13 protein-coding genes are annotated in these 12342 nt (G+C 71.8%); 11 read left to right on the top strand and 2 right to left on the bottom strand.

What is annotated here, in order from left to right; all coding sequences use genetic code 11:
* Positions 1-57: 57 nt before the first annotated feature.
* Together CP981_RS35595 and CP981_RS35600 are read right to left on the bottom strand one after the other, a co-directional pair.
* The gene (locus tag CP981_RS35595; RefSeq protein WP_085927575.1) at positions 58-591 is read right to left on the bottom strand and encodes a GNAT family N-acetyltransferase; all 534 of its coding nucleotides are present in this window, start codon (positions 589-591) and stop codon (positions 58-60) included.
* Positions 592-664: 73 nt separating this feature from the next.
* Positions 665-1354 (bottom strand): FadR/GntR family transcriptional regulator, encoded by a 690-nt coding sequence (locus CP981_RS35600; protein ID WP_085927576.1) that lies wholly within the window; start codon positions 1352-1354, stop codon positions 665-667.
* A 165-nt stretch (positions 1355-1519) separates the two neighbouring features.
* Between CP981_RS35600 and CP981_RS35605 the strand changes: the two genes are divergently transcribed.
* The 11 genes from CP981_RS35605 to CP981_RS35650 all read left to right on the top strand — a co-directional run bounded on the left by CP981_RS35605 (position 1520) and on the right by CP981_RS35650 (position 12340).
* Positions 1520-3343 (top strand): 2-isopropylmalate synthase, encoded by a 1824-nt coding sequence (locus CP981_RS35605; RefSeq protein WP_085927577.1) that lies wholly within the window; start codon positions 1520-1522, stop codon positions 3341-3343.
* A 424-nt stretch (positions 3344-3767) separates the two neighbouring features.
* Positions 3768-4502 carry a DUF4232 domain-containing protein gene (locus CP981_RS35610; RefSeq protein WP_085927578.1) on the top strand — a complete coding sequence of 245 codons (735 nt, stop codon included), beginning with the start codon at positions 3768-3770 and terminating at the stop codon, positions 4500-4502.
* Positions 4503-4800: 298 nt separating this feature from the next.
* Positions 4801-5889 (top strand): NADH-quinone oxidoreductase subunit B family protein, encoded by a 1089-nt coding sequence (locus tag CP981_RS35615; RefSeq protein ID WP_085927579.1) that lies wholly within the window; start codon positions 4801-4803, stop codon positions 5887-5889.
* 92 nt (positions 5890-5981) lie between these two features.
* Entirely contained in the window at positions 5982-7763 is a 1782-nt protein-coding gene (locus CP981_RS35620) for a nickel-dependent hydrogenase large subunit (protein WP_085927580.1), read from the top strand.
* Entirely contained in the window at positions 7760-8389 is a 630-nt protein-coding gene (locus CP981_RS35625; protein ID WP_208853030.1) for a hypothetical protein, read from the top strand. Before CP981_RS35620 ends, CP981_RS35625 begins: the two co-directional genes overlap by 4 nt.
* Positions 8386-9054: a DUF5947 family protein gene (locus CP981_RS35630; protein ID WP_085927581.1), complete on the top strand. Its 669-nt coding sequence runs from the start codon at positions 8386-8388 to the stop codon at positions 9052-9054. The genes CP981_RS35625 and CP981_RS35630 overlap by 4 nt, the downstream gene beginning before the upstream one ends.
* Entirely contained in the window at positions 9051-9755 is a 705-nt protein-coding gene (locus tag CP981_RS35635; RefSeq protein WP_085927582.1) for a DUF6084 family protein, read from the top strand. Before CP981_RS35630 ends, CP981_RS35635 begins: the two co-directional genes overlap by 4 nt.
* Positions 9752-11173, top strand: coding sequence for a hypothetical protein (locus CP981_RS35640; RefSeq protein ID WP_085927583.1), 1422 nt, complete (start codon positions 9752-9754; stop codon positions 11171-11173). Before CP981_RS35635 ends, CP981_RS35640 begins: the two co-directional genes overlap by 4 nt.
* Positions 11170-11733, top strand: a complete 564-nt coding sequence (locus tag CP981_RS35645) for a hydrogenase maturation protease (RefSeq protein ID WP_085927584.1) — start codon at positions 11170-11172, stop codon at positions 11731-11733. Before CP981_RS35640 ends, CP981_RS35645 begins: the two co-directional genes overlap by 4 nt.
* Positions 11727-11831: a DUF6893 family small protein gene (locus CP981_RS39640; protein ID WP_371873919.1), complete on the top strand. Its 105-nt coding sequence runs from the start codon at positions 11727-11729 to the stop codon at positions 11829-11831. The genes CP981_RS35645 and CP981_RS39640 overlap by 7 nt, the downstream gene beginning before the upstream one ends.
* Positions 11832-11959: 128 nt before the next feature.
* Positions 11960-12340: a hydrogenase maturation nickel metallochaperone HypA/HybF gene (locus CP981_RS35650; RefSeq protein WP_085927585.1), complete on the top strand. Its 381-nt coding sequence runs from the start codon at positions 11960-11962 to the stop codon at positions 12338-12340.
* The last annotated feature ends 2 nt before the right edge of the window (positions 12341-12342 follow it).

A 12342-nucleotide genomic window follows, 5' to 3' on the forward strand; every position in this document is an offset into this window, starting at 1 on the left:
CAGTGGAAGGAGGCTGGTGCTTCTGAAATCGAAGCGCCAGGGGTGTCGGGGTGTCCCTCAGGCCTGGTACTCCGTGAGATCGATGCTGTGCACCGTCAGCGCATGGCCGTACTCCGGATGTGTGGCCTCCCGTTCGAAGGTCATGCCGAGCTTGCCTACGACGTTCAGGGAGGACTCATGGCCGAGCGGGTTGACGGCGATGACGCGGTCGAGGCCGCGGTCCTGGAGGGCGAACTCCAGGACGGCCTGGGCGGCTTCGGAGGCGTAGCCCTGGCCCCAGTACTGCCGGCCCAGGCGCCAGCTGATCGCCACCTCGTGCTCGGCCTCCGGGAGGAAGGCGGGGACGGACAGGCCGGCGCATCCGGCCAGTTCGCCCGAGGCGAGGAGTTCGATGGCGAAGATGCCGAAGCCCTCGTCGTCCCACTCCTCCTCCCATCGCTCGATCTCCTCGGCGGTTTGGTCCAGGTCGAGCGTGGAGCCGTCGCCGATCCAGCGCATGACCTGCGGGTCCGCGTGGATGTCTGCCAGGGGGGCGAGGTCGTCGTCGGTCCAGCGGCGGAGGATGAGGCGGGGGGTGCGGATCTCGGTCATGCCGCCCATCCTGTCGAATACGGGGGCGCGGCGGTAATCGGCGGGTGTCCGTACGCGGGCCGTCCGGTGCAGGTCAGCGGCCCAGGAGCTGTGCCAGTGTCGCGTCGAGTTCGGTCTGGAGGACGCGGCTCGCCGCCTCTCCGTCGCCGTCCGTCACGGCCTGGACGAGCGCGGCGTGCCGGGCGTCGCCGTGCTGCGGGTCCCCGTCCCGGAGCCCCAGCAGCTCCACGAGGTCGATCAGTCCTTGGCGCAGGGCCGGCGCGAACTCCGTGAACAGATCGGTCAGTACGGGGTTGTGGGCGGCGTCGACCACGGCGGCGTGCAGTGCGATGTCCGCGTCCACGAACGCCGCGTGGTCAGCTCCCGCGGCCGTGCGGCGGCCCTCCAGGGCGGCCCGCATCGCTGTGATGTCGGCCTCCGTGCGCCGGGCGGCAGCCAGCCGGGCGGCCTGCACCTCGACCATGGCGCGCACCTCGTAGACATCGGCGACGGCCGCGCGGCGCAGGCGGGTGGGCCAGTCCTCGGTGGGCTCGGTGGCGATCACGAAGACGCCGGCGCCCTGGCGTGGCCGCACCAGTCCGGCGCCGACCAGGGCCCGTACGGCCTCGCGGACCGTGGAGCGGCCGACGCCAAGGGTTCTGGCCAGCGTCGTCTCGCCGGGGAGCTTGGTGCCCACCGGCCAGTGGCCGCCGCTGATCTGGTCGCGCAGCCGCTGGGCGGCCTGTTCGACCAGGGGGCTCGGGCTGAGCGCTTCGAGTGACATCCCGTCACACCTCTCAGGTTGTCTGAGGAGTTGATCCGTGGTTACTGTACCGGCCATGAAGCTGCGTGGTCTCCTTCTCGGCCGCCGCGGCGGGGCCTGACGCGACCGGCACCCCGCCGTGGGGTTCGGTGCTGCCGGTCTCCCTCCGGCTTGTGAAGGACCGTCATGCCCCGTACCCACTCCGCCGATCCCGCCGCCGCGAGCGCCTTCCCCGCGCTCCGTACGCCCGCCGGGCCGGTGCCCGCCGACGCGCCGGCGTGGAATCCGCAGCGCGGCAGCGCGATGCCGTCCCACCGCTACCGGCCCGCCCATGAGCGCGTCGAGGTACCGCTGACCGGACGGGCCTGGCCCGCCGCCCGGATCGAGCGCGCCCCGCTGTGGGTGCCGGTCGATCTGCGCGACGGCAATCAGGCGCTCGCCGAGCCGATGGACACCCCCAGGAAGGGCCGGATGTTCGATCTGCTCGTCGCGATGGGCTTCAAGGAGATCGAGGTCGCCTATCCCTCCGCGAGCCGTACCGACTTCGACTTCGTCCGCCACCTGGCGGACAGCGGCGCGGTGCCGGACGACGTGACGGTGGTGGTCTTCACCCCGGCCCGGCGTGAACTGATCGAGCGGACCTTCGCGGCCATCGAGGGGCTGCCGCGCACCGTCGTGCACCTCTACACGCCGACCGCGCCCACGTGGCGTGAGGTGGTTCTCGGTCGCAGCCGTACGGAGGTGCGCGACCTGGTACACGACGCCGCGACGTACATGGCCCGGCTGGCCGCTGCACGGCCCGGGGCCGACATCCGGTTCCAGTTCTCGCCGGAGGTCTTCAACCTCACCGAGCCCGATCTCGTACTGGAGATCTGCAATGGCCTGACGGACCTGTGGGACGCCTCGCCCGACCGTCCGGTGACGCACAATCTGCCGGCCACCGTCGAGGTCGCCACCCCCAATGTGTACGCCGACCAGATCGAGTACCTGCACCGTCATCTGACGCGGCGGGACGCGGTGGTCCTCTCCGTGCATCCGCACAACGACCGCGGTACCGGGGTGGCGTGTGCGGAACTCGCCGTGCTGGCCGGGGCGCAGCGGGTGGAGGGCTGTCTGTTCGGCAACGGGGAGCGCACCGGCAACGTCGACCTGGTCACGCTGGCCCTCAATCTGCACACCCAGGGCGTCGACCCGATGATCGACTTCTCCGAGCTCGGCACCGTCCGCCGCACGGTGGAGGACTGCATCCGGCTGCCCGTCCACCCACGCCACCCCTACGCCGGTGACCTCGTCCACACCGCCTTCTCCGGCACCCACCAGGACGCCATCAGCAAGGGCCTGGCCCACCACGCCCGGCGCGCGGCCTACTTGGGCGTGCCGGAGTCCGAGGCGCCCTGGACGGTGCCGTATCTGCCCGTCGACCCGGCCGACCTCGGCTGCACCTACGAGGCGGTCATCCGGGTCAACAGCCAGTCCGGCAAGGGCGGGATCGCCCATCTGCTGCAACTGCACCACGGCCTGGACCTGCCGCCCGACATGCGGCCCGACTTCTCCCGCACGGTGCAGCGCGCCACCGACGACAGCGGGCAGGAGGCCACCCCGAAGGACCTGTGGGAGCTGTTCCGGAGCACCTATCTCGCGCCGGGGGAGGAGGGCCCGCTGACGCTCGACTCCTGGAGTACGTCCGAGCCCGCGCCGGGCGAGCACCGCGTCCGCTGCGACCTCGCCGGGGGCGGCACCGCCGACGGCCGGGGGCGCCACGAAGGCGCCGGCAACGGTCCGCTGGCCGCGTTCGCCGACGCGCTGGCCGCCGCCGGACACCCCGTCGACATCCTCGGCTATGCCGGCCACGCCCTCGCCCCGGGCCCGGACAGCGCCGCCGTCGCCTACGTCCGGTGCCGCATCGGCGGCACCACGTACTGGGGCGCGGGCCAGGACACCTCCGTCCTGACGGCTTCGGTGCGGGCGGTGCTGTCGGCCGTGAACCGGGCGAAGCGGGAGGACCGCTAGGCACGGCGGTCGGCGGGCGCTCCTCCGGCGCCCGCCGACCGCCCTTGCGTCCGATCACGCCTACGCCACCACCTCCCCGCCCGCAACTCGGGGCGTCCGGACGGGTGACACCGGAGCGGTGCCACCGGGGCCGGAGGCACCGCAGGGGGCCGTGGGACCGGTGATCTCGGTCGGCGGAACGGCCGAACCCGGCGGTGCCGCATCCGCAATCCGGGAATTTTCTGCGATTCTGAGCGGCACGCCCCACATCCCGGCTGGCCACGCCGGTTGCCGGGGTTTTCGGCGTGTCGGTGACCCACACTCGTTAGTGATGTGTTAGTGCCTCGTTAGCGGACCGGCAGTGCCCAGGGCCACGCTGGAACGAGCAACGGACGGACCGCACCCCACTACGAGAGCTCGCACCTACCAGACGAGGGGGACAGTTATGTCGCTCACCATCAAGACGCTCGGCCGCGGTCGTCGTGTCGCCGCCGGATCGCTGATCGCTGTCGCGGCGCTTGCGCTCACCGCTTGTGAGGGCGGCCCCGACGCCGCATCCCGCCCCTCGTCGGCCGCCGCACCCGCCAGCTCCCACGACAAGGAGAGCGGCGGCTCCTCGTCGTCCCACGGCAGCGCGGAGTCGTCCGGTGCGAAGGCGCAGTCCTCCGCGGGCGCTCAGCGGCCGTCGGCGAAGGCGGCCACGCCGGGCGGTAAGCCGACGGGCAAGGCCCCCAGCGCCGCGGAGGCCCACACCTCCACCCAGGCGGCGTCGGACCGCTGCACCGCCGCCAATATGTCGCTGCGCCTGGGCGCCGCCGACGCCGGTGCGGGCAACATCCGCTACCCCCTCGTCTTCACGAACAAGGGCACGAAGGCCTGTTCGCTGCGCGGTTTCCCGGGCGTCTCGCTGATCAACCGTGACGGTTCGCCCGTCGGCAAGCCCGCTACCCGCGACGGTGGTGCCGGCGGTGTCGTCCGCCTCCAGCCGGGCCAGAGCGCCCACGCCCTGCTGCACACCCTCAACGAGGGCGTCTCCGACACCCCGTGCTGGGGCAAGTCGCAGATCGTCTTCGTCTACCCGCCCGGCTCCAAGGAGTCGATGACCACCGGCAGCCGCGGGCTGCGGGTGTGCGGCGGACGGTTCGAGGTGACCGCGGTGGAGGCCGGTGCCCTGGGCTGACGGCCCGGTCCGCGGACCCGTGACTAGGACGGCCGCGGACGACCCGCCACGACAGCACGCCCCCGGCGCACGGTGCGCCGGGGGCGTGTGGTGTGTGGCGCCCAGGCACGACGCACGTGGCGTGACGGCGGTCGGCGGTGACCCGTTGTGGTGCTGTGGCCGTTGATGCGGACGCTCGGGTGGTGTGTCACCGCAACGGCCCCTGGTGACCGCCCCGTGTCCGGGTATCGGTGTTACCAAGGTGGATGGAAGCCTTGAATGAGCGCTTTCGTTGCATATCTGCCTAGGAGACCTGCCCATGTCCGCAGCTTCGAGCGTGGCCGACAAGGCCGCTGCGAACGGAAAGCCGTCCGCCGAGGACGAGTCCCCGATCCACATTCTCTGGATCAACGCCGGCCTGAGCTGCGATGGCGACTCCGTGTCGCTCACCGCCGCGACGCAGCCGAGCATTGAGGAGATCGCGCTCAGTGTGCTGCCCGGGCTGCCCAAGATCGCCGTCCACTGGCCACTGATCGATTTCGAATGCGGTCCGGTCGACGGCGCGGACACCTTCATCGAGTGGTTCTTCAAGGGCGAACGCGGCGAGATCGACCCGTTCGTGCTGGTCATCGAGGGATCCATCCCCAACGAGTCCATCAAGCCGGAGGGCTATTGGTGCGGCTTCGGTGACAACCCGGAGACCGGCCAGCCGATCACCACCAGTGAGTGGATCGACCGGCTCGCCCCCAAGGCGCTGGCCGTCGTGGCGATCGGCACCTGCGCCACCTACGGCGGTATCCATGCGATGGCGGGCAACCCGACCGGAGCCATGGGTGTGCCCGACTACCTGGGCTGGGACTGGACGTCCAAGGCCGGGATCCCGATCGTCTGTGTGCCGGGCTGCCCGATCCAGCCGGACAACTTCTCGGAGACGCTGACCTATCTGCTCTACCAGGCGACGGGCGCGGCTCCGATGATCCCGCTGGACGACCAGCTGCGGCCCACCTGGCTCTTCGGCGAGACCGTGCACGAGGGCTGTGACCGGGCCGGTTACTACGAGCAGGGCCAGTTCGCCACCACCTACGACTCGCCCAAGTGTCTGGTGAAGCTCGGATGCTGGGGTCCCGTGGTCAAATGCAACGTGCCCAAGCGGGGCTGGATGGACGGCATCGGCGGCTGCCCGAACGTCGGCGGTATCTGTATCGCCTGCACCATGCCCGGCTTCCCCGACAAGTTCATGCCGTTCATGGACGAGCCGCCCGGCGGCAAGATCTCCAGCAGTGCCAGCTCCGCGTACGGCAGCGTGGTCCGCCGTCTCCGGAGCATCACGGCCAGGACCGTCGACCACGAGCCCAAGTGGCGCCACCGCGGCGACCAACTGACCACCGGCTACCGGAAACCGTGGTGAGCACACCCCGCCCGTAGCCGTCCGGCAGCACCCCGGACCCTCCGTCCGACCCCACCTCCGCGCGCACGCAAAAGAAGGGCACGGCACTCACGATGGCACCGAGAACGAAGGCGGCCGACGGCAGCGGTCTGACGGAGATGTCCTGGGATCCGATCACCCGGATCGTGGGCAGCCTCGGGATCCACACCAAGATCGACTTCAAGCAGAAGCGGGTGGCGGAGTGCTACAGCACCTCATCCGTCTTCCGTGGCTACAGCGTCTTCATGCGCGGCAAGGACCCGCGCGACGCGCACTTCATCACCAGCCGGATCTGCGGTATCTGCGGTGACAACCACGCCACCTGCTCGGTGTACACCCAGAACATGGCCTACGGGGTGAAGCCCCCGCACCTGGGGGAGTGGATCATCAACCTCGGCGAGTCCGCCGAGTACATGTTCGACCACAACATCTTCCAGGAGAACCTGGTCGGGGTCGACTACTGCGAAAAGATGGTCCGCGAGACCAACCCCGGCGTCTGGGAGCTCGCCCAGCGCACCGAGGCCCCCCACGCGGGCGACCACGGCTACCGCACCATCGCCGACATCATGAGCTCCCTCAACCCCATCGAGGGCGAGTTCTACCGCGAGGCTCTCCAGGTCAGCCGCTACACCCGGGAGATGTTCTGCCTCATGGAGGGCCGCCATGTGCACCCCTCCACGCTCTACCCGGGCGGTGTCGGCACCATCGCCAGCGTCCAGCTCTTCACCGACTACCTCAGCCGGCTGATGCGCTATGTCGAATTCATGAAGCGGGTCGTCCCGCTCCATGACGACCTGTTCGACTTCTTCTACGAGGCGCTGCCCGGGTACGAGGAGGTCGGCCGCCGGCGCGTGCTGCTCGGCTGCTGGGGTGCGCTCAACGACCCGGACCACTGCGACTTCACCTATCGCAACATGACGGACTGGGGACGGAAGATGTTCGTCACCCCGGGCATCATCGTCGACGGCAAGCTGGTCACCAACGACCTCACCGAGATCAACCTGGGTATCCGGATCCTGCTGGGCAGCTCCTACTACCAGGACTGGGAGGGCCAGGAGCAGTTCGTCACCCACGACCCGCTCGGCAACCCCGTCGACCCGCGCCACCCGTGGAACCAGCACACCATCCCCGCCCCGCAGAAGCGGGACTTCAACGACAAGTACAGCTGGGTGATGTCGCCGCGCTGGTTCGACGGCAAGGAGCATCTGGCCCTGGACACCGGCGGCGGCCCGATCGCCCGGCTGTGGTCCACGGCCCTGTCGGGGCTCGTCGACACCCCGTACGTCAAGTCCACCGGCCACAGCGTCACCATCGACCTGCCCCGCTCCATGACGCGGCCCGAGGCCCGCTTCGAGTGGAAGATCCCCAAGTGGAGCAACGCGCTGGAGCGCAACCGGGCCCGCACCTACTTCCAGGCGTACACCGCCGCCATGGCGCTGCACTTCGCGGAGAAGGGCCTGGAGGAGGTCCGCGCCGGGCGCACCCAGACGTGGGAGAAGTTCGAGGTCCCCGACGAGTCGATCGGCTGTGGCTTCACCGAGGCGGTGCGCGGCGTCCTCTCGCACCACATGGTCATCCGGGACGGCAAGATCGCCAACTACCACCCGTACCCGCCGACCCCGTGGAACGCCAGCACCCGCGACACCTACGGCACCCCCGGCCCGTACGAGGACGCCGTCCAGAACACCCCGATCTTCGAGGAGAACTCCCCGGAGAACTTCAAGGGCATCGACATCATGCGCACGGTGCGCAGCTTCGACCCGTGTCTGCCGTGCGGCGTCCATATGTACGTCGGCAACGGCAAGTCGGTCGAGAAGATGCATGTGCCCACCGGGCTGAGCGGGCTCGCCGGATGAGCGCCGGGGCCACCACGGTGGAGGCCGCCGCACCGCGGACCGGTACACCCGAGGCCGCCGCGCCGTCCGCAGCCGCCGCCTCCACAGCCGTGCCGAACGCCGAGGCGACCGGCCGGCGCGTCGAAGAGGTGCTGGACCGGCTCGCGCAGCGCGACGACCGCGAGGCCAGCGCCGCCGCCGAGGAACTCGTCCGCGTCCTGATGGACTTCTACGGCGCGGGCCTCGCCCGGATCATGCACCTCACGGGCAGTGCCACGGGCGGCGACGGCGCCCGTTCTGCGCTGCTGCGGGACGAGCTGGTGACCAGCCTGCTGGTGCTGCACGATCTGCACCCCGAGGACACCGCGACCCGCATCGGCCGCGCCCTGGACAGTGTCCGCCGCCAACACCCCGCCGAGGTCGCCGAGTTCGACGCGGACGCCGGAACGCTGCGACTGCGCGCCGCCGACTCCGGCGGCTGCGGCTGCCCGAGCACCAGCCAACAGGCCCAGCAGGCCGTCGAGGCCGCCGTCTCCTGCTTCGCGCCCGAGGTGACCTCCATGGAGTGGGAGGCGGCGGGCGGACGGGCCGAGCCGGCGCTGTTGCAGATCTCCCGTCGCCCGCCGACCGCCGCCACCGCCTCGTGAGCGGCCGGCCATCGGCGCTCCCGCGCCTCGGACCGCCGCCCGCCCACCGCGGCCTGCGCCGCTTCCGGGCCCCGGTGCCGGCCGCCCCCGAGCGCTGCGAGCTGTGCGCCGTGGTGCTCGCCGAGCACAACCACCGTCACCTGGTCGACACCGCACGCCGCGCGCTGGCCTGTGCCTGCACCCCGTGCGCGCTGCTCTTCGACCGGCCCGGCGCCGGTACGGGACAGTTCCGTACGGTCCCCGACCGCTACTTCGTCGACCCCGGCCACACCCTCGACGACACGGCCTGGGACCGGCTCCAGATCCCCGTCGGTGTCGCCTTCTTCCTGCGCACCGCCGAGCCGGACCGGCTGGCCGCCCTCTACCCCAGCCCGGCCGGCGCCACCGAGAGCGAACTCGACCCGTCGACCTGGCAGACCGTGTTCTCCGCCAGCCGGCTGGCGGCCCTCCTCCGGCCCGATGTGGAGGCGCTGCTGCTGCGCCGCGCCGAGGGCCGGATCGACTGCTACCTGGTGCCCGTCGACATCTGCTACGAACTCGTCGGCCGGATGCGCCTGTTGTGGCAGGGCTTCGACGGCGGCGCCGAGGCACGCGCCGCGCTCGCCGACTTCTTCACCAAGGTCGCCCGCCGGGCCCGCGAGCCGAGGGAGGACGACCGGCCGTGACCGAGCTGTCCTTCGTCTGCACCGGCGTACGCGCCGACCGCTACGCGGCCGCCCCCACCCTCCTCTTCCGGCTGCGGATCACCGCCGCCGAAGCGGCCCGGGTGCACGCCCTCGCGCTGCGCTGCCAGCTCCGTATCGAACCGGCCCGCCGCGGCTACCGGGCCGACGAGGCCGAGGCGCTGTCCGACCTCTTCGGCGAGCGGTCCCGCTGGGGCACCACCCTGCACCCGCTCCAGTTCGCCCAGGTCTCGCTGGTCGTCCCCGGCTTCACCGGTGAGACCGAGGTGGATCTGCCGGTTCCCTGCACCTATGACCTGGACGTCGCGGTCGGCCGCTACTTCCATGCGCTGCGCGAGGGCGAGGTCCCGCTGCTGCTGCTGTTCTCCGGCACGGTCTTCGCCGGCGCCGGCGGCTTCCAGGTGCACCCGGTGCCCTGGAACAAGGAAGCGTCCGTACGGATGCCGGTGGCCGTCTGGCAGGAGATGACCGAGGCACACTTCCCCGGCTGCGGCTGGCTGCGGCTGCCCCGCGAGACCCTCGACGCGCTGCTCGCCTACCGCTCCCGGCACGCCCTGCCCTCCTGGCAGGCGACCGTCGAGTCGCTGCTGGCCGCCGCCGACGGCACCCCACCACCCGCACCGCACGCCCGGCTCTTCCCGGGCGCCGCCGTCCGCCCCGTCAGTGAGAGGACCGCGCCGTGACGACCAGCGTGCTGCCCGAGGAGATGGCGGACCGCTTCGCCGCCGCCCGCCAGGTGGCCGACGCCGTGCTGTTCGAGGGCTATGTGCTCTATCCGTACCGCGCGTCCGCCGCCAAGAACCAACTCCGCTGGCAGTTCGGGGTGCTCGTCCCGCCCCACTGGGGCGCCGGCAGCGCGGAGCATTCCTTCCAGCGCACCGAATGCCTCATGGAGCCCCGCTCCGGCGCCCGGCTCTCGGCCGAGCTGCGGTTTCTGCGCGCTCAGCGGCGCACGGTCCAACGCCGGTCCCCGGACGGCGGGTTCGAGACCGTGGCGGAGCTCGCACTGCCCGACCGGGTGCTGGTCCCCTGGGACGAGGGCGTCGAGGAGCGCGTCACGCTCACGGCCGATGTCTCCAAGCTCACCGGCGAGGGCGTCGCCGTCCCGTTCACCCGGCCCGCGCGGGACGAGACCGAGCCCGTCCATGACGCCGACGGCCAGCTCGTCGGCCGGCTGGTGCGCCACACCGCCCGGATCGACGGCCGGGTCCGGCTGACCGCGACCGAACTCGGCGGCCCGTACGTGGCGTTCCGGCTGACCGCGACCGTCGAGAACACCAGCAGCTGGCAACCGGACGAAGACGGCGCCGACCGCGCCGCCGCACTGCCCCGCTCGCTGGTCGGGTCCCATCTCCTCCTCGGCCTGAGCGCGGGCGCGTTCGTCTCCATGACCGACCCGCAGGAGTGGGCCAAGGCGGCCGTCGCCGCCTGCCGCAACGAGCACGCCTGGCCCGTGCTGGCCGGCGAGTCCGGCCGCGCCGATGTGATGCTCTCCGCGCCGATCATCCTGGAGGACCACCCGGCCATCGCCCCGGAAAGCCCCGGCGCGCTCTACGACGCCCTGGAGATCGACGAGATCCTGACCCTGCGCACCGCGGCCCTCACCGACGAGGAGAAGCGCGAGGCCCGCGGCACCGACCCCCGCGCCGCCGAGGTCATCGAGCTCGCCGACACCATGCCGCCCGAGGTGCTGGAGCGGCTGCACGGCGCCGTACGGGCCCTGCGCGAGGTCACCGGGCCCGGCCCGGCCGCCCCGGACACGCTCACCCCGGACGTGCCGGGCCTCCGCCCGGACACCCCCTGGTGGGACCCGGCGAGCGACCGCAGCGTCGACCCCGTCCGCGACCGGATCACCCTCGACGGGCAGTCGGTCGGCGCCGGGAGCCGGGTGCTGCTGCGCCCCGGCCTGCGGCGCACCGACGCCCAGGACCTCTTCCTCCAGGGCCGTACCGCGCAGGTCGAGGCGGTCCTGCACGACGTCGACGGCGGGGTGCACCTCGCGGTGACCGTGGAGGGCGACCCGGGCGCCGACATCCGGCGCGAACAGGGCCGGTTCCTGTACTTCCAACCCGACGAGGTCGCTCCCCTGGAGGACGCGTGAGTCCCGAGGCAGCCGTCGTCAGACGGCCCGCGAAGACGCTGATCGCCGGCGTCGGCAACATCTTCCTCGGCGACGACGGCTTCGGCGTCGAGGCCGTCCGCCGGCTCGGTGAGCAGCAACTCCCCGACGGGGTCGAGGTCGTCGACGTCGGCGTACGGGGCGTGCACCTCGCCTACCAGATGCTGGACGGCTACCACACCGTGCTCCTCGTGGACGCCTCCGCGCGCGGCGGCGATCCCGGCACCGTCTACCTCCTCGACGCCACCGCGCCCGCCGCCCGCCCGCCGGACACCGCGCTGGACGGCCACCACATGACCCCCGACGCCGTGCTCGCGCTCCTGGACACCCTCAGCGCGGGCACCGGCGGCCAGCGCCCGGAGCGCGTGCTGGTCGTCGGCTGCGAACCCGCCGATGTCACCGAAGGCATCGGGCTCAGCGAACCCGTCGACGCCGCGGTCGACGAGGCCGTACAGCTCATCCTGCGGCTGGTCGGCGCGGAGGAACCGACTCCGTCCGCCGCCGGACCGCACACCAGTGAGAGGAACACGACACCATGCTGAAGCTCGCCCTGAGCGGGGCGCTCGCCGCCGCGCTCGCCCTCGTCGTGAAGTCCATGCTGCCCGACCTCAAGCGCTATCTGCGCATCCGCGCCATGTGACGGGGTGGCGCTGCACCGAACGGTGTACGCCACCGCGCCGCCCCGGCGAGGCACCCCGGCCGCCCTCCGGCCGCGCCGTCTAATGAAGCCGAGCGGCACCCGGTCGTCCCCGCACCAGAGAGGGACCGATGCACGAGATGTCCATCGCGCTTGCGGTCGTGGACCAGGTCGAGAGCGCGGCCCGGCCCGCAGGCGCCACCGCCGTCCACAGTGTCCGGCTGCGGGTCGGTGAACTGGCCGGGGTGGTCCCCGACGCGCTGGCCTTCTCCTTCGAACTCGCCTGTGCCGGAACGGTGCTGGAGGGGGCGGAGCTGGTGACGGAACCCGTCGCGGCCCGCGCCCGCTGCGAGCCCTGTGCGGACAGCTGGCCGGTGGGTAGCCCGCCGCAGCTCAGCTGTCCGGGCTGCGGCGGCGCCACGGCCGAGCTGCTGTCCGGCCGGGAACTCCAGATCGTCAGCGTGTGCTGGAACGACGCCCCGGTACACGCACCGACCCACGAGGAGCGCTGAAC

Origin of the sequence: Streptomyces platensis (assembly GCF_008704855.1) — a bacterium.
GTDB classification, from domain to species: domain Bacteria; phylum Actinomycetota; class Actinomycetes; order Streptomycetales; family Streptomycetaceae; genus Streptomyces; species Streptomyces platensis.